Source organism: Pelagimonas phthalicica (assembly GCF_004364805.1).
Classification (GTDB): Bacteria; Pseudomonadota; Alphaproteobacteria; order Rhodobacterales; family Rhodobacteraceae; genus Pelagimonas; species Pelagimonas phthalicica.
This window is the reverse complement of record NZ_SOAP01000002.1, coordinates 719,052-740,751: the sequence shown is the minus strand read 5'-3', so window position 1 is coordinate 740,751 and position 21,700 is coordinate 719,052. Positions and strand designations below refer to the sequence as shown.

Sequence of the window (21,700 nt, the reverse complement as noted above, 5' to 3'; positions counted from 1 at the left end):
GTGACGCAGGACGAGGCAAAGGTGCTGAAAAATTCATCACGCCCATGATTTGGGCGAAATGCACAAGAAATAGACGAAATTGAATCGCGGATGATGAGAGCAGGTGTTTAAGGAATGACGGAACTCGTAACAGCGGCCCAAATGCGCGCCATCGAGCAAGCGGCGATCGAGAGCGGTGAGGTCACCGGGCTGGAGTTAATGGAGCGCGCCGGGCAGGGCGTGGTTGAGGCGATTTTCGAGGAATGGCCGGAACTTGATATGGAGGTGCCGGATGTGCCTGCGGCGAGCGGGGAAGGGGGCGCTGCCCCCGCCGCCCAAGGGCGGCCCCCCCGGGATATTTCCGGCCCAAAGAAGCACAGGGCGGTGGTGCTGTGTGGACCGGGGAACAATGGTGGCGATGGGTTTGTTGTTGCGCGGTTGTTGAAGGCGCGGGGCTGGGAGGTGTCCGTTTGGGAGCTGGCTGCGCCGGGGGAAGGGGCACCAGATGCCGTGGCTTGTCGGGTTGCCTGGCTCGAAGCGGGGGGCACGATTTCAACCTGGGACGAGATTGAGCCTTTGGGCGCACCGGATCTTTTGGTGGATGCGGTGTTTGGCACTGGGCTGACGCGGCCGATTCCGGTGGCGCTGGCCAATATGTTTCGATTGTTTCGGGATGACTGGGAGGGAGCAGCGCGTCGCGAGCGTCGAAAGATGCGGCGAGTCAGTGTGGATATTCCAAGTGGCCTGTCAGCAGATTCAGGAGAGATCCTAATTGACTGGGAGGACGAGCGAGGGGAATTTCCGGAAGGCTGGCCGGGCTTTATGGATTGGTACTTTGATACAGACCTTACCGTGACATTTCATAATGCCAAGCTGGGGCATTTCCTGGGGGCGGGTGGCGAATCGACGCGTAAGCTTAAAGTCAAACTGCTACGTGGACTTGGTTTTACTGACAGCCCACGTGAGTTGCCAGTTTCAGTGGAAGGTCATGTCCGTTTGATTGAACCGGTCTTTCATGGGCATAGGGCGCGTTCGGATGTGTGGTTTTCTTTTGTGAACAAACATCATGGCCACAAATTCAACCATGGCCATGCCCTGGTGATGTCAGGGCCTCCCGGTCAGGGTGGGGCGGCCAGGTTGGCGGCGCGCGGGGCGCTCAGGATTGGGGCTGGGCTGGTGACGGTTGGCTGTCCGATGCGGGCGGTGACGGAACATGCGGTGCAGTTGACCGCCATTATGGTCAAGGGGCTGGATGGCACCCATGGGCTGGGTGAGATCCTTGAGGATAAGCGGATCACCGGGCTTTGTCTTGGGCCGGGATTGGGGCTGGGGCCTGCAACGGCGGATTTGGTGCGCATTGCGCTAGAAGCCAAGCGGGGCACGGTTCTGGATGCGGATGCGCTGTCACGGTTTCAGCGCAAGCCTGACGTGTTGTTCGATATGCTGCATGACAATTGCGTGTTGACCCCGCATGGGGGTGAATTTGCCCGGCTGTTCCCGGATCTGGCTGAAAGGCTCGATGCGCAGGAAAACACGGCGACCTACTCCAAGGTCGATGCCACACGTGAGGCCGCAAAACGCGCGGGCTGTGTGGTGTTGTTCAAAGGGGCTGACACGGTGATTGCCGCGCCGGATGGGCGGTGTTCGATCAATGCCGCAGTTGGTGATCGCGCGGTGCCCTGGTTGGCAACCGCTGGGGCAGGGGATGTGCTGGCCGGGATGATCACCGGCCTTTTGGCGCGCGGATTCGATGCGATGTCAGCGGCTGAGACCGGCGCTTGGCTGCATGTAGAGGCCGCGCGCAGCTTTGGCCCCGGATTGATTGCTGAGGATCTGCCCGAGGAGTTGCCAAAGGTGTTTCGCGCGCTTGGGCTTTAGCCTCAGACAGTCGCGGGCACCAAATTGGCCGAGGCAAGCTCTAACCCATCCGCATATAGGATCTGCGGGCTGTCAAAATGCAGCTCGAACAGGTCGAGGTTGAGCTGACCCGCGTCGCGGATAAATTCGCCATCGATCAAACGCCGAGCCGGGACCAAGGCCTGTGATGCGCCGAACAACGTGCCAGCGCGCCAATCACGCACCAAGATCTCTTGTCGTGCCAAGACAAGCGCGTCTTGCTCGGGGCGGGAGACACCCAAAGTGCCTTTCTGGATGGTGATGGTATCGACGCGGCGGCGATCTCGGTGGATGCGCGTCAGCGTGGCAACGCCACAATTGCGCGAGATCACCCGATCCCCCTCGTTCAAAAATTCAACCGGAAGCGCCCCGTCAAGCGTTAGCACCACCGTACCGGCGGGCAACGCATTGACAGCGTCTTCAGGCGCAATATGGCGCGCGGGGAAACCTGCCCCAGGAGCACGCCGGACCGTTTTCGGTTCCATTGGCGTTTGCCTCGTATGTTTTCTGCCTCTTTGTCGCCACAATATTGCAAGATCTGGTAAATGTCGCGCTTTTTCTGCAATTTGCTTTGTCGCAATTTTCCTCTCGCACTTGGCAAAAAGCTTTGCTAAACCCCGCCGGACTGGCGACAGGAAAACGAGTCACCAGACAGGATGCGGGTGTGGCGGAATTGGTAGACGCACCAGATTTAGGTTCTGGCGCCGCAAGGCGTGGGGGTTCAAGTCCCTCCACCCGCACCAAAAAACACCTCCAAAGAGACGATTGTGTTCACGTTGTCCCTCTTACTCCTTCGACGGAAGGGGGCGAGAGAAACTTCGGTCCGGCTGGGCGGCCGTTTTAAGACGGTCTGTCAGGCTAGGGGCAACACAACGAGGCGCATGACAATGGGTCCTGACCCTATCCTGCTTTGGTGCCACTGTCCCTGATCATATAGATGGAGTTCCGATCTTCGCCATAGTCTGAAAAGGGCGGGCATTCGATGAAGCCATGTCGTCGGTAAAGCGCGACGGCGGGCGCAAAGAATGGTCCTGATCCTGTTTGGAGAAAGAGAGTTCTGATATCGGCCGCTTCTGCATCTTGAATGAGATGCTTTAGCAGCACGGCCCCTGTGCCTTTTCGGCGAACGGCCTCAGCAACATGCATCGATTTCAGCTCAGCTTGGTTTTCGCCTATTTGTTTCCACGCTCCGATGGCATGCAGGTCATCGCCAAGCCAAAGCGTCCAAAATCGTACCTCTGATGCGCGCAGTTCCGAGAGGTCGAGACCATGCGCGCTTTCCTCAGGGGTTTGCGCGACGGCATGGGTCAGATGTCGGTGTATGAGCTTTTGCACATCAGGGTTGTCGAGAAGGCCCGCCTTGGGCTCTAGTTCAGGCATAGGGCCTCCAGTTCAAGTGTGTGCCAGGTTGGCGTCGGGAAGGGTGGCAGCGCTGGCAGGTGTAAATAGGGCTAAGAATGCGCGTCAAAGGGCATTTGATATCTTTGGCGGGCTGTCCGGTGTTAGAACAGGCTCCAGTCCCGCGCGGATTGTTGAAATGACGTCGCTGGCATGCGTGTTCAAATAGAAATGTCCCCCAGGAAAGAGATGGCATCCTCTAAAGTCACTCGTATGTTCTGACCAAGCTTTCAGTTCTTCGGGGTGGACCAATGGGTCAGATGTTCCGCCGAAAACTGAGATCGGTATGTTGATGGGGGCTTGGGGCACATAGTTGTATTCCTCGCCCAATCGAAAATCCGTGCGGAACACGGGTATCATCATCGCTCGGATATCGGGGTCCGCTAACGATTCTGGTGAGGTTCCATTGAGCTTTACGACTTCTGCAATCAGGTCATCCTCAGGCAGGTCGTGCCAAGTTCTGATGCGTCTGGGCACGTGCGGGGCGCGGCATGCCGATAGGAAGAGATGATCAGGCTGCGGCCCGTCCGATTTTTCCAGGGCCCGCGTGACTTCGAAGGCGAGCAATGCCCCCAAACTATGCCCAAACAGGGCAAATGGGGGCATCACGGTGTTTGAGAGTGTATCGGTCAAGGCGTGGATCAAGTCGTGGAAGTCCGCGACCAGGGGATCCCGCAGACGAAAGCCGCGGCCGGGAAACTCAATCGCGTAGGCTGAAAGCGGCCCCAAATCTTCCTGCCCCCAACTCTTGTAATATTGGGCCGATCCGCCAGCGAATGGGAGGCAGAACAGCGAGACTTGTGATGTCGCGTCTTGGGGCGTTTTCACGTTCAAAATTGAACGGTTTTTGCGGCTTTGCAGCGCTTTGCTCATCGTTTTGAGCCTTTCATTCCGCGACAGTCATGCCGTTGTTTTGGGGGGATGATTGCGCAAGTCCAAAAGTGCCCCAACCAATTTCCGAGTAACCCTGTTCACAACAGTCTATGCCAACTCGCCGAGGCGTTTGACGCTGCTGGCGTGATGGTTCTGCACGGCGGTACGGTCCACTTTCAGGTTGCGTGTCAAAAGGCCGGTTTCGGCTGAAAGCGGTGTCTGCGAAAAGGCCACGCCCATGATTGGGTTTGTGGATAAATCCTTGCGATTCAAAGCCTTTAATGCGCGCGCAATCCGCCCCTGTGCCGCGCTATCCGTATCCGAGCACCAGATTGCCGCTGATAATGCGCGCAAGGATTCGTCTTGAAAAACCACGACATGTTCGATCCGGCCAATTGCCTTGACCTTTTCCTCAATGTTCTCAGGCGAAATTTTCTGGCCACCTGCCGTAATGATGATGTTTTTCTTGCGACCATTCAGGATCAAAAAGCCATCTGAATCAAAGGCTCCGATATCCCCGGTTGAAATCGTTTTGGGATCGACAAAAACATTTGTGTTCTCATCGCCCTCGGCCGCTTCGTAACTGTGGCAAAGGTGTTTGGGGTTGCTGACCAGAACATCTCCGTCCGGGCCAATGGAAATGGCATCTGGGAAGGCGGGTTTGCCCACCGAACCAATTTTGTTTGCGCCTGGGCGGTTCCAGGCGATCCAACCACATTCGGTCATTCCATAAATCTGGAAGAGCGGAAAACCTGCGTGTTTGAAAAAATCCAATGTGGATAGGTTGATCGGGGCAGAGCCAACCAGCATGACCCGCACGGAGCTGCCATAGATCTCGTGTAATTCCTTAAAGAGGCGCTTTCGAAGAGCCATGCCAAGAGTGTCGGGCAACCAGCCAAGCGATTTCGACACTCTGATCAAGTTTCGCCGGGTTCGTTCCGGCCATCTTTCGAAACGCTGCTCTGCCAATTCGTAGAAGGCTGGCGGACCCAGGATGATCGTAGGGTTTCCCTCTTTCAATGCCTCAAAGAACAGGTCTTGGCTCGAAAGAATAACTGTGCCGCCCCGGTATAACGCGATGTAAGCTAGGTAACGCTGCTGAAAAATCGACAACGGAAGAATGTCGAAAATGCGGTCGCTGGCGGTGACGTTGAAGGCATCTGATATTGCCTCAATGCCGATCTGCAGACTGTCCCAGGATATGGGCAATCGCTTGAGCCGCCCGGTGGTGCCGGAAGAAAAAACTACGGTGAAAATGTCCGAGGCGGTGCTGTCACGTTCAGTGGATTTTGACAGGGTTAGCGGCGTCCCCTCGCGTGCGAGGGTCAACAAGGATGAGAGGGTTTGGACCGCAGCGGTGTTTCCGGCGTCAAATTCCTGATCCTGGAACAGAAGATCAAGATCAAAACGCTGGCTGAGAGCATCCGCATCAAGCGGGTCCAGTTCCGGGTTCCCTGCGGGAATACAGACAGAAGTGCAGCCAAGCGAGATCAGTGCAAAGTCCAAAAGGAGCCACTCGTAGGAATTGGCAGCGCGTATTCCCACGCGGCAACCCGGATGTACGCCTTGGCTTTGCAGGTATTCCAGAACCTCTGTCGTATCGTGGAGGATCTGCACACCCTTATAGGAAAAGGATCCTTCCTGAGTGATAACGCATATCTCGGCCCCCGGATGCGTATTTAGCCGATTCAACAGTTCCGGTCGCGGCAGGGTGAAGTCTGTGTCTGTTTGCATAAGCACGAACCGTCTCCGTTAAAGGGAAGCATTGGCTGTCGCCGAAACCAGTGTCGGCTTGGGTTTCGCGGTGGCCTCCATGACGCGGTTGATCGCGAAAATTTGGTCATTCATTGCGTATTGTGCCAGCCGGGATTCCTTGACGACATCAAACCCGTGAAACGTTCCGGCAAAATTGCGAAAATCGACCGCGACGTCTGCAGAGGTCAGGCGCAGGGCATAATCGGTCGCCTCATCTCGCAGCGGATCGAACTCGGCTGTCAGCACATAGGCTGGTGGCAGTCCAGAAAGGTCACTTGCACGTGACGGAGCTGCGTATGGCGAAACATTGTCTCGGAGCGGCCCCAAGTAATGCGCCCACATGTGCTTTGTATCGGCGCGCGTCCATCCGGGTTGATCGGTATGTGTGTTCATAGACCGACTGGTCATTCGGTCATCTAGTGCCGGGTAAACCAGCATTTGCAGGCAGGCAGGGCGCAGCCCGTGATCGCGATTGAAAAGCGAAACAGCCGCCGCAAGGTTCCCGCCTGCGCTGACGCCAGCGACCACAATGCGAGATGGATCAATACCAAGATCGGAGGCATTGTCGGCAACCCAACCAAAACAGCCGGTGCAATCCTCCAACGCCGCCGGAAAACGGTTTTCTGGGCTCAGTCGGTAGTCGCAAGAGACTATAATAGTGCGGGTTTCTTGCGCCCATTTCAGACAGCGGTAATGCTCGACATTCAAGTCGCCAACCATGAACCCACCGCCATGGAAAAAGACAACCGCACCGCCGGACAAAATGGCGGTGTTTGGCGTGTAAATACGGATGGGTATAGGTGGCCCATCCGCATCTTGTGGAATGGTCAGATCCCGGTAGGTCACGGCGGATTCCAGCTCTTTCCAATAGCGTTTGGTAACCAGAGTTGCCCCCATCCGAGCCACACGCGACCTTGCGGTCGTTGGTTGTGAATAGTCAAAGCGTGGCTGGGCTTCGGCGGCGAGCGTCAATTCCGGGTCAAACATGGTACCTACTTGGAGCGGATCAAAAAGTTGCGAGTGTTCAATGACCGAGGCGTGGTCGCGTTTTGGCGACGCAACTAGGCCAGGGAACCAGGCCTTTGATTGTCAGGCCGTTTCGAGTTCGCCAACAAATTCGCGCAAACTCTGCGCGACGATGACATCGACAACACTGATTTTAGTGCCGAATTGAGTTGTGGCCGTCTTGGCGACTTGAGCCGCGAGTAAGGAAGAGCCGCCGAGATCCATAAAGTTTGCCTCAGGGTCGGATACTTCGCAGCCAAGCACATTGGACCAGATGGCCGCCATTTTCTGTTCGTCAGCCGTGAGAGATTGGGTCATGGTCAAAGCCTCATTCCTGTTAGGTAAAAGATCATCCTTGGCAGCCTTCAAAGGTTTGGCTGCAAACGGGTCACGTGGTTTCCAAACCCTCAACAGGGGCTTTGGACTTACGTTGTTGCATCGTCTGGTAATCAGTTTTCAACCATAAGTCTAGCGGAACCAAGTTAGTCGCGCCAAAGTTGGCTTGTCCAAACTGATGATGCAAATAATGGTGATAGTGATCCGTCATCATTGTGCGCCCTTTGCCCAGTTTGATCGCTGCGAACCCATGGTGGAGGGTCGTCGGGCCAAGCGCAGAAGCAACCATGAAATAGATCATCAAAACCGGGTGCGTCGGGACGATCAGGACAAAAATCGGAACAGCAGAAAAGTAGATCAAATGCTCAACCGGATGCATGGAGAGCCCCGACCAAGGCGAGATGTCCTTGGCCTTGTGATGCACGCGGTGGAATTTGCCCAAAACCCTGCCGTGCAACCAACGGTGGGTAAAATAGAAGTGCACATTTGCCCAAAAGGGAAAAAGCAGAAAGGTAACGGCGGACCAGAACAGATTCGTATCTGTTCCGGCACCGGGGAGCATCTGGTTGTGATACATCCAGAGCAAGGCAAACGTGTAAACTGTCCAGACCCCAACCGCGCTGCCACAGGAGAGAAATACGCCCTCAAGCAGTTCATTTGCATAGATAAAACGGCGGTTATGTTTTTCCGGCCATTGGCGAGAATACTTATATTTCAATCCCTGGGTTCGCCGCACATAAAGAAAATAATGGAATGCCAAAACAAATGTAACGAGAGCAAGGAGGTTCACTGCAAACAACTCGACAAAGGCAATAGGTGAGACATCCCCTTCAAAGACAGAGGCACCAATCGCCCACCATTGCAGAACGGCGACCGCCAGGTAGAGGGCCGGCCAGGGCCACAGCAATCCGGGAAAGCCGAACAAAACGGTTGCAATCTCACGCGGCTTGGGCGGCCAGCTGAAAATCGGATGTCCGTGCGTCTCGGTCGTCATAGGAAACAGCCCCTTGCGTCGCGTGGCGCTGGCCAGCAGATGTGAAAAAGGCGGGAATGTGATGTTTCGGGGGTGGTTTGGCACTGTTCGCGACGGTGCGCTCCGCAGAAGGAAAACGGGTTATCAAGCAAAAGCGTCACCTCGGAAATACTCAACGCGTAAAGTCTAAACAGATTCCTAAGGTTGCGACAATAACTATCTTAACGCGAGTTTCAATATCGGTTTTCTTGGATTGTTTGCGCGCCGACAAGCGCGTATGATCTTTCACTGTCAGCCCCGTATCAGCATGTATTGCATGTTGCGAAATGAGGGGTGGCCAGGGTTAGAGGCCAGGGTTAGAGGATTGAATGAGTACAATTGATTACGCCGAAGACGAACCGAAAAATCCGCCAGATTCGGGCTCGCAAAAGATCTCGGCACCGGCGGCCTTGCGCAATCGTGAAGTTATCGCCGGTGCCATTGACGAGTTTCTTCCCAAACAGGGCAATGTCCTTGAGTTGGCAAGCGGAACTGGCGAACACGTATGCTTTTTTGCGCAAAGGTTTGCACACCTGAAATGGCAACCAACGGACATGGATCCGTCGAGGCTTGCCAGCATCGAATCTCACGCGGCCGCTGAGCAATTGCCCAATTTGGCAGCGCCAATATCTCTCAATGTTGCGGAGGATGTTTGGCATTCAAGGGATGCTGATGTGATTCTGGCCATCAACCTTTTGCACGTGGCCCCCAAATCTGTGACCCGTACTGTTATGAGCGGGGCTTCCAACGTGCTCCATGGTGGGGGAGCTTTGATTTTCTATGGCCCGTTCATGTTGAATGGCACGTTCAGCACGGAGAGTAACAGGCAATTCGATTCGTACCTGCGCGAGAAGAACCCGGAATGGGGATTGCGCGATATTGCGGATCTGGATCATGCCGCAAACGCGGTCGGTTTGGCGCGCGTTGCGCTCATCGACATGCCGGCGAACAACAACCTGGTTGTCTATCAAAAACGGGATGTCACCCCATTGGATTGATCCAGAATTCATCTGGTTTGTGGCATATTGACAGGTATTTTTGACACACTATAAGGTTGTTCTGTGAATCGTTATCTTACCTTTCGTTGTATTTCGGGTAGGGCGAGCGAATTGCCGCAACTTGAAGCTTACAGAGTGAAGATACGTTTGACACGCTCATTTCCTGAAATTCGAACATTGGCGCGGGGCTCCCTTTGATGAATCGTGGCTTGGACAAAACACTGATGCTTGGCCTTTTGGCCGGGGTTGGCGCAGCGCTGCTTTGGGGGATTTGGCCGACCATTTCCCGCTACAGTGTTCAATCCACACTGCTCCCCTGGGATATCGTCTTTATCCGCTTTGCAGTTAGCGGATTGCTTCTTTTGCCCGTTTTTCTGAAGTTCAAGTTAAAGGGTATCCCACTGACCGGGGCGTTGCTTTTGATGACCGGGGCAGGGGCCCCCTATGTGATTATTACGGTGATCGGTCTACAGCACACACCGGCAAGCCATGGTGGCTTGGTTGTGCCAAGTTTCAATATCATTTTTTCTACCATCGGCGCGGCTCTTCTTCTTGGAACGAAACCAACCGTGACGCGGCTGATTGGCTTGTCTTTGATCTTTCTTGGCTGTGGTACGATTTTTTTGCAGAGCTTTTCTGGCTCCGATCCGGCGCAGCTATACGGTGATCTCCTGTATGTTCTCGGCGGGTTCGTTTATGCGATCTACACTGTCTCCAGCCAACAATACCGCGTGAACGCGTGGCACGCCGCGTCCATAGTCGCGGTGTTTTCTGCGGTTCTATATATCCCGGTTTACGTCCTGTTTCTGCCTAGTACTTTGTCGCAGGCACCTGTTTCGGAACTGGCCATGCAGGCGGTTTTTCAGGGCGTGGTCACGTCGATTATGGCGATTTTCCTTTTTTCAAGCGCCATCGCCGCGCTGGGTGCCGCGCGAGCAGTCGTGTTTCTCGCTTTGATGCCCGTCTTCACACTCGTCTCCGCAATCCCGATCTTGGGGGAGTGGCCAACGAACCTGGAAGCTTTGGCTCTGGTCGCTATCGTCATCGGAACATTGGTCGCGGTTGAGATCCTTCGAAAGCCATTCTCGCTGTTTCGCAGAAAGCGTGACGCTAAACCATCCTGACCCAGGTCTCGGCCGGTTTTCGGCGCGCATGAAAACACCTAAAAGGTGTAAATAATATAGACGAATCAATAAATGGTTGTTATTCGGCAAATGTTAATATTTCTTTAACTTGGGCCGCGGTTTCCATGTGTGGATTGATTGGTTTTTTTAATGGGTGCGACCTTAAACTCGCCTGTCCGAAGGCCGCTTTAGGTAGGTGTGAAAAATCGCGGGGGCAACTGCCAAGCGCCTTTCGAAGCTGGGATAAAAAGGCCTCGGTCCGCAGCGAAGACTCCCGTGTTTCCAGCATCGAAAACTACCTGTTTCCCGAGGCGTTTGTTCCAGTCCTGAAATCCGAGATGCTGCGCGAGGCATCCGCAGACACAAAGCGCGCCTTGCGGGCTGCGGCTTTGTTTCGCTTCCTGAATTTTACCCACAAGCTTGAGCTTTTGGTGGTCAACACCGTCACGTTGAATATAGCCCTTGGCCGCTATGACTTTGACTTGTCTGACGCCGCGCGGTTGGACGCGCACCGCTTGTATGTCGATGAAGGTTATCATGCCTATTTCTCGTTTGAGGCAATGCAGGCTATGCAGTCTGAAACGTGCACGCCGATACGTTTGAATGAAACAACGCCAGAATTTGTCATGCGGTTGCAGGCAATGACAGAAGACGAGGCCGATCCCCGACGAAAAGCTCTGGTGCAGCTGTTCTTTGTCATTGCCTCTGAAATGCTCATCACCAGCACCTTGCACGAAGCGCAAAACCTACAAGATATGGACCCGGCGCTTGGTCAGATGATCGGGGATCATGCCCGTGATGAGGCGCGCCACCATGTTTTTTACCGCTCAATGCTTATTCGAATTTGGGATCAAATGAGCCACGAGGATCAGCTTTTTGTCACGGTTAAATTGCCCGAGCTTGTCGCCGCTTACTGTATGCCTGCCAAGCATGAGCAAAAGGCTGAGCTGGCGGCACTTGGGTTTTCGGACCGGCAGGCCGAGAGCATTTTGGAAGAGACCTATCCAACTGGATCCACGTCAGAATACGCTTGGAAAGTTGGGGCCGGTCTATTCCGCACGGTTCGCGAGCTCGGAACCGCTGTCGTCGGCGATTGCCTCGACGACAAATTGAACAGCCTGAAAATCTGACAACAGAGGCAGAAGCACATCATGACACAGACTGACATCATTGCCTCACAAGCCTATTGGGATACGCGGGCCCCGGCCTTTGACGACCAGTATAATGGCCTGGACGTCCGCCAAATGGTGACAGCCCGCACGCTTGATTTAATCGGGTCCGCCAAAGGCAAGACCATACTTGATCTGGGTGTCGGTACGGCACGCTTGTACCGAGATAATTTCCAGCATTTTGGCCATGCAAAGGAGATTATCGGAGTCGAGCTTTCAGGAGAAATGCTGGCTCGTGCTGAAACTGGAATGAAAGACGCAGGGTATCACCAGTTTTCCTCGCTGAATGCCAGCTATACCGAAATGGATATTGCCGAAAACTCGGTGGATGTCGTCGTTTCAACCCTGTCGCTTCACCATATTACCGACGCCGACAAGATGTCGGTGTTAGAACAGGTGACACAAGCGCTGAAACCGGATGGTCGGCTGGTCATCGCAGATCAGCTGAACTGCACAGGTGATGAACTGACCGCTCAAGAGTTGCAAAAGAAGATGGTTCAGACATTTTTCCCTGAGGTTCCTCTGGAAGAAGCCCTGGCCAGAACAGGGCATCACAAGGAATATACCTGCTCATTGCCAGGGTTCGCATCAATGGTCGCCGAGCTTGGTTTTCATGTGGAGACCGAAACGATTTCGGATTTCGTTGGGATTGTCGCCGCTCGCAGGATCGCTTGAACATTATGTACCGCTTCTCAATCATTTCCTTCGCGGCTGGCTCGCAATTGATCGGTGTGTCCCTTTATGTGATGTGCTCTTTTGCAATGGGTGTTGTCCTGCTGCGGGAAACGCAATCCTTGTGGGTCTATTCAGGCAACGCTCTGATTTGCACAGCCATGATGTCGTTAATGGGGCCGATCTTTGGCAATCTGTCGGACCGTTTCGGGCGGACAATTCTGTCGGGCATTCTTTCGGCGGTGTCGGCGCTATGGGCCGCTATTGCTCTCGTTCTCCTAGATACGGTGCCCATGGTAGTGATCGCAATGATCACGTCGTTTTTCGCCTGCGCTGCTGCGTCTTGCCTCGGCGTGGTGTCAATCAGCACACCCGGTTTGCAGGCCAAGCGCGGCGATTCCGGAACAACCGGAAGCGGGTTGGGCAAGATCCAGGTGGCGGAACAAGTTGCGCGGATTGCTGCGCCGCTGTTGTTGTTGGTTTATTCCCCGCTCAGCCTTCAGGCCGTCCTGATTTTCATTTGTGCGTTCTCGGTCATAGAACTCCTGATTTCCATGCACTTCTATGGGCAGATATCAGCGTTAGAGAGATCGATTTCCGTGCCGGGAAGCGCAGGGCAACAACCTGTCCGAATGCGCGACATGCTAAAACTGGCAATCACCGACCCCGTACTGAAAATCTTTGCCCCTTATTTGGCGATTTCTACAGCCTGTGTTGAACTGGCGGTCATCACATTAACGCCGATTGTTCTATCATTTGCCACGGAAAGCCAACTTGGCCTGGCCTTTTCTTTGGCCAATGCCTCGGCCATCGCGGGAAGCTTGCTTTTGTCGCGTCAACGTCCTGAATGGACACGATTTTCGGCGTTGAAGGCATTTTTGATCATTGAAGGTGTTGGCAGTATTCTTATCGGAATTGAAGCCCTGACATCATCTATTGTGGTATTCACGGCAGCTTTGATGGCGGGCTTTCTAATCATGCCGACATCCCTGGTTGCCGCCCAGGTCGTCTGGCTCGGGGATGCGCCACGTGACCAGCAAGGGGTTTTATCCGGGCTGGAGCGATTTGCCAGCTGGTGTCTGGTGCCTTTTGCTATTTTGCTGGGTCCGCTTTTGGCCCCGCCGCTGGAAACAAGTGAAACCTTGCTGGATATCGAGGTGCTTCGCACAATCGCCTTTGGCGCCGCTTTTGGCTTGTTTGCCTCGACCCTTGTGACCTGGCTCTTACTCATCACCTTCGGGTCCAAGCTCCGTCTTGACTTGCGCGAAGTTCGGTAACGCCAAACCTTTTAATCAGAGGAAAACAGAATGTGTTCAATTTTTGGGGTGTTGAAATCTCCTAGGGATGCGCGACGCTCCCGAGATTTGGCCGTTGCACAATCAGCATTGCTCAAACATCGCGGGTTGGATTCCATGGGGATCGTCCAGATCGGGGAAACCGTCTTGGTCCATAATCGCATTTCCATTGTTGACGTTTTTGGCGGCGGTCAGCCGTTGGTGGGCGAAACGGATGGTGTTGCTGTCGCAGCTAATGCGGAAATTTATAACCAGGCCAGCATTCGCGGTCGCTACCCCAACTACCGGTTCAAAACCGGATCTGATTGCGAGGCAATTATTCCCATCGTTCTTGACAAAGGTGCCGACGCGATCGCTGAGCTGAGAGGGATGTTCGCCTTTGCTCTGGTCTATGACGGGGGCAAAAAGTTTTACGTGGCTCGCGACCGCATGGGTATTTTGTCGCTTTATTGGGGGACCGCGGCGGATGGCACGGTGTTTGTCGCTTCCGAGTTGAAGGCGCTGGTGGGTATTTGTGAAACCTTCGCTGTTTTTCCTCCGGGGCATGTCATGACGGAAAAGGACAGTGCCCCAAGACCGTACGTCGAGCCGCAAAAGCCCATGGGAAACCTGTTCAAATCCGATCCGGCCGAACTGCCTGCACGGTTGACTGAATCCGTTGAGGCGCATCTGATGTCTGATGTTGATCTGGGCTTCTTGCTCTCCGGAGGGTTGGATTCGTCACTGATCGCCAGCATCGCTGCGCGCCTGCTCCGGTCGCGTGGGGTAAATACACTCAAGTCCTATTCAACGGGCATGCGAGGATCACCCGATCTGGAGGCCGCTAGGCAGGTTGCCGATTTCCTGTCCTTTGACCATTACGAATATGTGTTCGACCTGGAGGAGGGCATTGACGCCGTCACTGAAACGATCCGCCATCTTGAATCCTATGATGTAACTTCGGTCAGGGCGTCAGTACCGATGTATTTGTTGGCGCGGCGTATTCGGGCAAACGGTACCAAGGTTGTTTTGACCGGTGACGGAGCTGACGAACTGCTTGGAGGGTATCTGTATTTTCACCATGCGCCCAATGGGTCCGAACTGCATCAAGAGCTGGTGCGCAAACTGACATCAATGCATCTTTACGACTGCCTGCGCGTCAACAAGACCATGTTGTCCTGGGGGGTAGAGCCGCGCGTCCCGTTTCTGGATCGCGATTTTGTCACCTATGCCATGGATCTAGACCCCGAATTCAAAATGCCGGGCAATGGCCGCATTGAAAAGCATCTGCTGCGCGAAAGTTTCGAAGGATATCTGCCAGAAGCGGTGCTTTGGCGGCAGAAGGAACAGTCTTCGGATGGTGTGGGATATGGTTGGATCGACGGCTTGAAAGCTTACACAAACCATGCTGTTTCAGATGCTGCCTTTGAAACGGCTGCCGATCGCTTTCCGTTGAACACGCCGCGAACGAAGGAAGCCTTCTACTATCGCGAGATTTTTGAGACCCTGTTTGATCATCCAAGCTCGGCGAGTTGTGCCCCAGCGGGTAAGGCCGCCGGAAATGCAACCGATACCGCAGCAAAATGGCCGGGTTTGGTGACGTCACTGGATCCGTCAGGACGGTCAGTCAGCACTGTACATAATTTCGCGCTTTAGGTGGCGGTTTAGACGATATTGGTTCAATCACCTATAGGGTGTTTTGGTGTGAAATTGTCCCGCTAAGGTAAATTTTGCTTTCGCACTAATGCGCGCACGTGTTGTGCTAATTTCGACATGGGAACATCTTTGATTCCAAAGGCGCTCAGGCTTTCAACAGTGGAAAAAAGGTAGTCGCTGTTAGAGCCCAATTGCCCGGAGGCCTTTGAAATGCGCGCGGCCTGTTCCTCTTGCGACAGGCCGCCGACAAAATCCGTGTGCCCTGTGTCCGCGACAAAAGTTACAGCTGGAACAATTCGTCCATCCGTCAGCGACACGTCGATTATTGTCTCCAAGTAAACGCCTGCTTCCCGTTCTCGCAGATAGGCCAAGGTCGGCGCTTGATCCTGGGGGGAGACGTGAAATGCAACGCCTTGACACTGTGCCCCCGGCAGTTTTGTCAATGCCAGGCCAAGGCCAGTTTGCTGGGGTGTTCCGCGTGCTGATGTGCTGAGAATACAAAAGCTGCGATGGTGGTCGTCCAAGGTCGCCACCGAGCGCTCTTGGTAGTTAAAGCCGGGGTTCCAGATCAAAGACCCATAACCAAATACCCACATAGGATCCCCTTTTGTCTCTGGGGTTTAGCCTCGAGAAATTTGGTCGCCCGAACTCCGTTTCCGCACTCCGGGCGACTATCGCGCCGCTGCCTTAACCCAATGCGTTCAGCACATCCGCCAGCAGGTCATCAGCTGCCTCGATGCCGACACTCATACGCAGCAGGCCCGGCGTAATGCCGGCTGCCAGTCGCTGTTCTTCGGTCATGCGTTGATGCGTGGTGGTCGCCGGATGGGTCGCGATGGATTTCGCATCCCCGAGATTGTTGGAGATCGAGAAAATCTCCAGCTTGTTCAGAAAAGCAAAGGCCGTTTCCTTGTCCTCAAGCCTAAGCGAAAAGATCGTGCCCCCGGCACCGTGCTGGCTCATACACAGGTCATACTGAGGATGCGACTCCAGTCCTGGATAAATCACGTCATACCCGCGTTTTTCGATTTCACGCGCAAGCTTCAGGGCATTTTCCGTCTGCCTGCTGACGCGTAACTCCAACGTTTCCAATGACTTCAACATGACCCAGGCGTTAAAGGCCGACATGCACCCGCCGGTATGGCGCATGAATGTTTTGACCGGGCCTTCGATAAGATCATGGGACCCTAAGATAACGCCGCCCATCGCGCGCCCTTGTCCGTCGATATGTTTCGTTGCTGAGTAACAAACAATGTCGACGCCTTGTTCGATGGCCTTGGAGTAGACGGGGGTCGCAAAGGCATTGTCCACCACAACATGCGCCCCAACGGATTTTGCGACGCCTACCACGGCTTCGATGTCAACAATCTCAAGGGTCGGGTTCGCGATGCTTTCGAAGAACAAAACCTTGGTATTCTCGCGAACCGCCGATTTCCATTCCTCGATATCCGAGCCGTTGACAAAGGTGACTTCGACACCGAAATCGGCCAGGATCGTATCGACCACAAAGTGGCATGACCCGAACAATGCCCGCGCGCTCACAATATGATCCCCAGCTTTGAGGAGGGACATGAGCGCGCCACTGACCGCCGCCATCCCGCTTGCCGTGGAAAAGGCTGATTCAGCGCCCTCGATGGCGGCGATGCGCTCTTCGAACATCGCAACCGTTGGCGAGCCGTAACGTGAGTAGACAAACTCGTCCTCACGCGGTTCTTTGAAGCGGCGTTCAGCATCCTCGGCCGTGTCATAGGCAAAGCACTGCGTGAGGTACAGGGCTTCGCTGAGTTCGCCAAATTGGCTGCGTTTCACACCAGATTGAACGGCTGCTGTTTGTTTGCTGTAATCTTTCATGAATTTCCCGATGATGATCCTGTGCGCCTTGCCAAAAGCAATCCTGCGTTGTGCACGGAACCATTGGCACATGGGTCGGGTTTAGGCAAGGGCGAGGCTGACCGGAGAATTATTCTGACGTGTTGGCACTGGTGGGGGATATATTCTCCTAATTTAATATTTACATCAGTCTGGCGGATTTTCCGAAGGAGATTGGGCCAGAAGGACGTCATTAATCGAGAGTAGATTTTTTACCTGTAAGATAATTGGTTGGTGTGGCTAAAATGTTGTGACGATTATGTCTAAAAGTGCCTAAAAGATAAGCGATGAAGGGATACAACCTAAACGAATATAATTTTCTTGAATTGCTGTATTCGCCATGACATTACTCGCATGAGGGGAATTTTAACCTTTAGATTCTTGTGGAGTAACAAATGAACGTACGCGCGCCAGAAGAGACATTTAGCACAGCGTTACATACTCAAAAGGACCGGCACACCTGTTCTGAACGTGCCTTTCCTGCCAGCACTGTCGAACACGACGTCCTGATCGAGGCGAGGGAGGAGTTCTTGAGCGACAAGCAAGTCAAGAGCGCGCTGTGTGGCGCGCTGTTCAGCAGCTACCTTACCTAAAAATCAATCTGTAGCCTCATACAGGAATTTCTCATGAAAACGTCTCTCTATAATAACTGCCGGCCGGCAGAAGTGTCTGGCCGTGCCCTGGCTTTCAACAGCTTCAGCGGTGCGCTGATCGAAGTCAGCGCGGAACAAGCGGATTTTTTGGCCGGTCGGCATTCCTTTGATCCTTCTCAAGTGCAGGAAAAGGACGAAAACTTGCTCAAGGATCTGTATCGCAACGGTTTTGTGGTTGATGACGAGGTGGACGAGTTCGCTTTGCTGAAAACGCGCCATGATCGCGCGAAACATAGCCGCCACCAGCTGGATATCACCATTTCTCCGACGCTGGACTGCAACTTTGGCTGTTTCTATTGCTACCAGGGACGCATGAAAGAACGCATGTCTCAGCAGGTGCAGGATGAAATTATCGACTTCATCGCGCAACATGAAGGTTTGGAAGAGCTAAAGCTTTCCTGGTTCGGGGGGGAGCCACTGCTGTGTCTCGATATCATCGAGGCGATGTCGGAACGGATTGAGGAATTGTCCAAAAAGATGGGCTTCACCTATTCGGCGCAGATGACAACCAACGGGTATGATCTGGACAAGGAACGGGTCGCAATCCTGCGCAAGTGTCACGTCGACAACCTTCAGATCACTCTGGATGGGCCGCCAGACCTACACGACAAGCGCCGCAATTTGGTCACCCGGTCCAACGGAACGTTCTGGCCAATCATCGAAGGCATCAAGCTTTTGAACAAGGCGGGGAGCACCGTCATTATCAGGTCCAATGTCGACAAGACCAATATTGATCGCGTTGAGGAGTTGATCGACATCCTCGCCGATGAAGGGCTGCACCAAAACTCGTTCTATCTTGGTCAGGTGAAACCTTATTCCGAGCAGGTCAAACGTGTTTCCAAGGTGTTTTTGTCCAAGGCTGAGATGGGCGAGCATGACGCACGGGTTCAGAAATACCTGGCGCGCAAGAATTTCAAGGCCGGTGCTGACGTTCATTTTCCAGAGCCGAAGAACACATATTGTTCAGCGAACCGCACCCATGCCTATGTCATCGATCATGATGGTGAAACCTATAAGTGTTGGGCCGAGATCGGAGACCATTCACTAAGCCTGGGCCAATTGCGTGATCTGCCGCCGCCGGAACTGGCCGAAGAAAAAATGTCTCCTTGTGCGCAACGCTGGCATGATTGGTCGCCGTTTGACGAAGAAAAAGGCTGTGCCACATGCAAGATGTTGCCGATCTGCATGGGGGGCTGCGCGTTCTCCGGTATGACGATCCTAAACAATGTGCCTGAGTGTATTAAGTTCAAGTTCAATCTCGAAGAAACGCTTGTCAAAAAAGCCGCACAGCTCCGGAGGGTGCCGGCTTGAGCGATGTAGCAACACCCGTAATCGAAGGTAGTGGCACCAAGCGGAAACCTTCGCCAGCTTTGGATCTGAATGTTCTTGCCGAATCCGGCCTGAATTTCTTGTCCATGACGTTAACCAATCCGCTGATTTTCCCACAGGATGCAGGTTACGCTGCCGCCACGCAAACGCTGAACCTGCGCTATACCGGTCAGCGCCCATCGGCGATTGCGCAATGCGTTTCAGCCGATGATGTTGCACAATGCCTCACATGGTGCGCTGATTTCGACTTTCCTTTTGCGGTGAAAACCGGTGGGCATTCCTATGCAGGTTATTCAAGAACGAATGGCTTGCTCATTGATATGTCCTTGATGAATGAATGCTCCTACGATCCAGAAACTGGCGTGATCAGCGTGTCTGGCGGCGCGATTATCCGGGATGTCCTCAGGACCTTGGAGCCGCACGGTCGTGCTGTCACCCATGGGCGATGCTCAACTGTGGGTGTCGCCAGCATGGTGATGGGCGGCGGTAGCGGTTTCAACATGCGTGCCAATGGCATGGGGTGCGACAAGGTTGTCAGCCTGGAGCTGGTCACAGCCGAGGGTGACGTGCGCGTGGTGACAGAGGACAGCGATCCGGAACTGTTCTGGGCCTGTCGCGGCGGTGGTGCGGGGCAGTTTGGTGTCACGACGAAATTGAACATCCAAACCTTTGCATTGGCAGAGGTGACGGTCTTTCGTTTCGAATGGCGCGAGGCACCTGCCAAGGCGCTGCATCAGGTCATGACACTGCTGAATGACGCACCCAACGCCTATGGCAGTCGTGTTGCCTTGGCCCGCTATTCTGCCGATCAACCGGTCGTGGCGACCTGCCTCGGTCAGTTCCACGGCGATGCTGAGACGGTCCGCGCCTTCTTCTCAGATCTGCCAGATGCTGATCTCTGCGAAATCCAGTCGCTGTCTTACACTGAGGCACAGGATTACCTGGATGAGGTGCTTGACCCGCTCTATTTTCATGAGAGCTCCTCTTATATGGCTGACACACCTAGCCTGGCGTTCCTGGAGCGTGGTCAGGCCTATCTGGAAGCATGGCCAGAAACCGGTGGCGAGGTTGATTTCCGCTTTTTCCAAATGGGTGGAGCCGTCAATGATGTGGACGCGGATGCCACCGCCTTTGCGCATCGCGATACGCGCTGGCTGTTGGTGACCGGTCTAACGTGGTTGGACAGTGATAGCCCAAGCGTGGTGGAGCAAAGCCTCGATTGGCAAAAGAGTTTTTATCAGTCGGTGAAACCAGATGGGACAGGTGGGTCTTATGGCAACCTTCTTGACCCGACTTTGGAAGATTGGGCAAACGCCTATTACTCGGAAAACTTGCAAAGACTGTCGGTAGTTAAACAGAAAATGGACCCCAAGGGCCTGTTTTCCCGCCCGCAATCAGTCCCTCTACCAAAGCAGAAGTAAGCCGTCGTAAAATCAATCTACCAAGGGCCGATCCGCTATTGCGGTGTCGGTTCTCGGTTTTTTGGGGGGCGACAATAGAAGATCGACAACAAGCTTCTCAACACCGTGACTTCCTGGGTATGACTTAGTCTTGATCCCGTGTGGTCGTCTAAACTGCCCGTCGTGTAAATCGCCAAGGCCTGCTCGCAGCGACCATTCCGCAAACTGCTCTTTCGACTTTCAAAAGACCTTGTCAAAGTTTCTGGGCACAACACTCTGTTTTCCCGTCTTTTCTGTGATACAGCCCAGCAGAACCGCGTGGGTGGTGCCAGTGCGGCAAAGGGGGGGCGGTGAATTGCGCCCGGCTTACCCGCGGCACCGAGCGCGTCCAGCAAAACTGAAAAGGAAACGGCGTGAGTGAGACGCATAGGGGTTTGATCGCGATTTATCTGACGGTCCTGTTGCTGGCCACAAACGGGTTGTTTGCAAAGGGGTTGCCGCTTGGATCTATCGACATCACGGTTGTTCGTGGGGTCATCGCGGCCATCACCATTGCCCTCTTTGCGCCATTTCTGAAACTGCGGCTGGCGGGCCTGCAACGGCGCGATTTTGTCACTTTGATCGGGTTGGGGCTGTTATTGTCGGTGCATTGGGCCTCGTTCTTTGAGGCCATGCGCGTTTCGAGCATCGCGGTTGGTATGACCATGCTCTACACCTATCCGGTGTTCACCGTGTTCTTTGAGGCAGCGACCGAGCGTAAGCGCATTGAATTGCCTGACCTGTTTCTGGCGGGGCTGATGATGGTTGGTGTCTTCATCATTTCCTCACCTGGGCAGGATGATAGCGGTTTGCTTTTGGGCATTGGCTGGGGCCTCTTTTCGGCGATCACCTTCGCCCTGCGCAACGTGCTGCAACGCAAGCTTTGTCGCCATATTCAACCCGTCGCTGCAGTGGGCTGTCAATCTTTGGCCGGGTCTTTGCTGTTGCTGCCATTCCTGAATGTCAGCGCATTGCAACAGGATATGTCGACCATGATGTATCTCTTACTGCTGGGCGTCGTCTTTACCGCGGTTCCGCATTCCTTGCTGGCCACTGCGTTGAAACATCTTTCGGCAAAAACCGTCAGCTTTATCGGCTGCTTGCAACCGATTTTGGGCGCTCTGATTGCGCTGGTTGTGCTGAGGGAGACACCAGGTCTGAACGTGATCATTGGCGGATCAATCATCGTGTCCGTCGCGATGTTGGAAACCATGAAATCGGTGTTGCGTCACCGCAAGCTTGCCCAAGGGCGGGCGTAAAGAT

At 54.1% G+C, this 21,700-nt stretch carries 20 protein-coding genes and 1 tRNA gene; 12 read left to right on the top strand and 9 right to left on the bottom strand.

Annotated features, from left to right (window positions below; all coding sequences use genetic code 11):
- Positions 1-114: 114 nt before the first annotated feature.
- Positions 115-1,857: an NAD(P)H-hydrate dehydratase gene (locus tag CLV87_RS13730; protein WP_099246202.1), complete on the top strand. Its 1,743-nt coding sequence runs from the start codon at positions 115-117 to the stop codon at positions 1,855-1,857.
- A gap of 2 nt (positions 1,858-1,859) precedes the next feature.
- On the opposite strand, the gene CLV87_RS13725 is transcribed toward CLV87_RS13730, so the two are convergent.
- Complete coding sequence (locus CLV87_RS13725) at positions 1,860-2,360, bottom strand: Hint domain-containing protein (protein WP_099246200.1); 501 nt, start codon at positions 2,358-2,360, stop codon at positions 1,860-1,862.
- Positions 2,361-2,533: 173 nt separating this feature from the next.
- On the opposite strand from CLV87_RS13725, the gene CLV87_RS13720 reads away from it, so the two are divergent.
- Positions 2,534-2,618 (top strand) — tRNA-Leu (locus CLV87_RS13720).
- 157 nt (positions 2,619-2,775) lie between these two features.
- On the opposite strand, the gene CLV87_RS13715 is transcribed toward CLV87_RS13720, so the two are convergent.
- The 6 genes from CLV87_RS13715 to CLV87_RS13690 form a co-directional block, all read right to left on the bottom strand.
- On the bottom strand, positions 2,776-3,255 hold the full coding sequence (locus tag CLV87_RS13715; protein WP_099246198.1) for a GNAT family N-acetyltransferase: 480 nt from the start codon (positions 3,253-3,255) through the stop codon (positions 2,776-2,778).
- Positions 3,256-3,339: 84 nt separating this feature from the next.
- Entirely contained in the window at positions 3,340-4,146 is an 807-nt protein-coding gene (locus CLV87_RS13710) for a thioesterase II family protein (protein WP_099246196.1), read from the bottom strand.
- 108 nt (positions 4,147-4,254) lie between these two features.
- A complete protein-coding gene (locus tag CLV87_RS13705; protein ID WP_099246194.1) occupies positions 4,255-5,880 on the bottom strand; it encodes an AMP-binding protein in 1,626 nt (541 codons plus the stop codon).
- Between the two features lie 18 nt (positions 5,881-5,898).
- Positions 5,899-6,888: an alpha/beta hydrolase gene (locus CLV87_RS13700; protein ID WP_099246192.1), complete on the bottom strand. Its 990-nt coding sequence runs from the start codon at positions 6,886-6,888 to the stop codon at positions 5,899-5,901.
- Positions 6,889-6,990: 102 nt separating this feature from the next.
- Complete coding sequence (locus CLV87_RS13695; protein ID WP_099246190.1) at positions 6,991-7,224, bottom strand: phosphopantetheine-binding protein; 234 nt, start codon at positions 7,222-7,224, stop codon at positions 6,991-6,993.
- A 70-nt stretch (positions 7,225-7,294) separates the two neighbouring features.
- Positions 7,295-8,167, bottom strand: coding sequence for a sterol desaturase family protein (locus CLV87_RS13690; protein ID WP_208293343.1), 873 nt, complete (start codon positions 8,165-8,167; stop codon positions 7,295-7,297).
- Positions 8,168-8,583: 416 nt separating this feature from the next.
- Between CLV87_RS13690 and CLV87_RS13685 the strand changes: the two genes are divergently transcribed.
- From CLV87_RS13685 to asnB, 6 genes are all read left to right on the top strand, one after another.
- Positions 8,584-9,252 (top strand): DUF938 domain-containing protein, encoded by a 669-nt coding sequence (locus CLV87_RS13685; protein ID WP_099246186.1) that lies wholly within the window; start codon positions 8,584-8,586, stop codon positions 9,250-9,252.
- A 197-nt stretch (positions 9,253-9,449) separates the two neighbouring features.
- Positions 9,450-10,376: a DMT family transporter gene (locus tag CLV87_RS13680; RefSeq protein ID WP_099246184.1), complete on the top strand. Its 927-nt coding sequence runs from the start codon at positions 9,450-9,452 to the stop codon at positions 10,374-10,376.
- Positions 10,377-10,501: 125 nt separating this feature from the next.
- The gene (locus CLV87_RS13675; protein WP_099246182.1) at positions 10,502-11,506 is read left to right on the top strand and encodes a diiron oxygenase; all 1,005 of its coding nucleotides are present in this window, start codon (positions 10,502-10,504) and stop codon (positions 11,504-11,506) included.
- Between the two features lie 21 nt (positions 11,507-11,527).
- A complete protein-coding gene (locus CLV87_RS13670; protein ID WP_099246180.1) occupies positions 11,528-12,220 on the top strand; it encodes a class I SAM-dependent methyltransferase in 693 nt (230 codons plus the stop codon).
- A 5-nt stretch (positions 12,221-12,225) separates the two neighbouring features.
- The gene (locus CLV87_RS13665) at positions 12,226-13,494 is read left to right on the top strand and encodes an MFS transporter (RefSeq protein WP_099246178.1); all 1,269 of its coding nucleotides are present in this window, start codon (positions 12,226-12,228) and stop codon (positions 13,492-13,494) included.
- A gap of 30 nt (positions 13,495-13,524) precedes the next feature.
- On the top strand, positions 13,525-15,147 hold the full coding sequence (gene asnB, locus CLV87_RS13660) for an asparagine synthase B (RefSeq protein WP_099246176.1): 1,623 nt from the start codon (positions 13,525-13,527) through the stop codon (positions 15,145-15,147).
- Between the two features lie 62 nt (positions 15,148-15,209).
- Here asnB and CLV87_RS13655 read toward each other — a convergent pair whose 3' ends face one another.
- Together CLV87_RS13655 and metZ are read right to left on the bottom strand one after the other, a co-directional pair.
- Positions 15,210-15,743: a gamma-glutamylcyclotransferase gene (locus tag CLV87_RS13655; RefSeq protein ID WP_099246174.1), complete on the bottom strand. Its 534-nt coding sequence runs from the start codon at positions 15,741-15,743 to the stop codon at positions 15,210-15,212.
- A gap of 91 nt (positions 15,744-15,834) precedes the next feature.
- On the bottom strand, positions 15,835-16,998 hold the full coding sequence (gene metZ, locus CLV87_RS13650) for an O-succinylhomoserine sulfhydrylase (protein WP_099247767.1): 1,164 nt from the start codon (positions 16,996-16,998) through the stop codon (positions 15,835-15,837).
- Positions 16,999-17,411: 413 nt separating this feature from the next.
- On the opposite strand from metZ, the gene CLV87_RS13645 reads away from it, so the two are divergent.
- From CLV87_RS13645 to CLV87_RS13630, 4 genes are all read left to right on the top strand, one after another.
- Complete coding sequence (locus CLV87_RS13645; protein ID WP_099246172.1) at positions 17,412-17,609, top strand: hypothetical protein; 198 nt, start codon at positions 17,412-17,414, stop codon at positions 17,607-17,609.
- Between the two features lie 33 nt (positions 17,610-17,642).
- Complete coding sequence (locus tag CLV87_RS13640) at positions 17,643-18,980, top strand: radical SAM/SPASM domain-containing protein (RefSeq protein ID WP_099246170.1); 1,338 nt, start codon at positions 17,643-17,645, stop codon at positions 18,978-18,980.
- Positions 18,977-20,419, top strand: a complete 1,443-nt coding sequence (locus CLV87_RS13635) for an FAD-binding oxidoreductase (protein WP_133840784.1) — start codon at positions 18,977-18,979, stop codon at positions 20,417-20,419. The genes CLV87_RS13640 and CLV87_RS13635 overlap by 4 nt, the downstream gene beginning before the upstream one ends.
- Positions 20,420-20,811: 392 nt before the next feature.
- Positions 20,812-21,696: a DMT family transporter gene (locus tag CLV87_RS13630; protein ID WP_099246166.1), complete on the top strand. Its 885-nt coding sequence runs from the start codon at positions 20,812-20,814 to the stop codon at positions 21,694-21,696.
- The last annotated feature ends 4 nt before the right edge of the window (positions 21,697-21,700 follow it).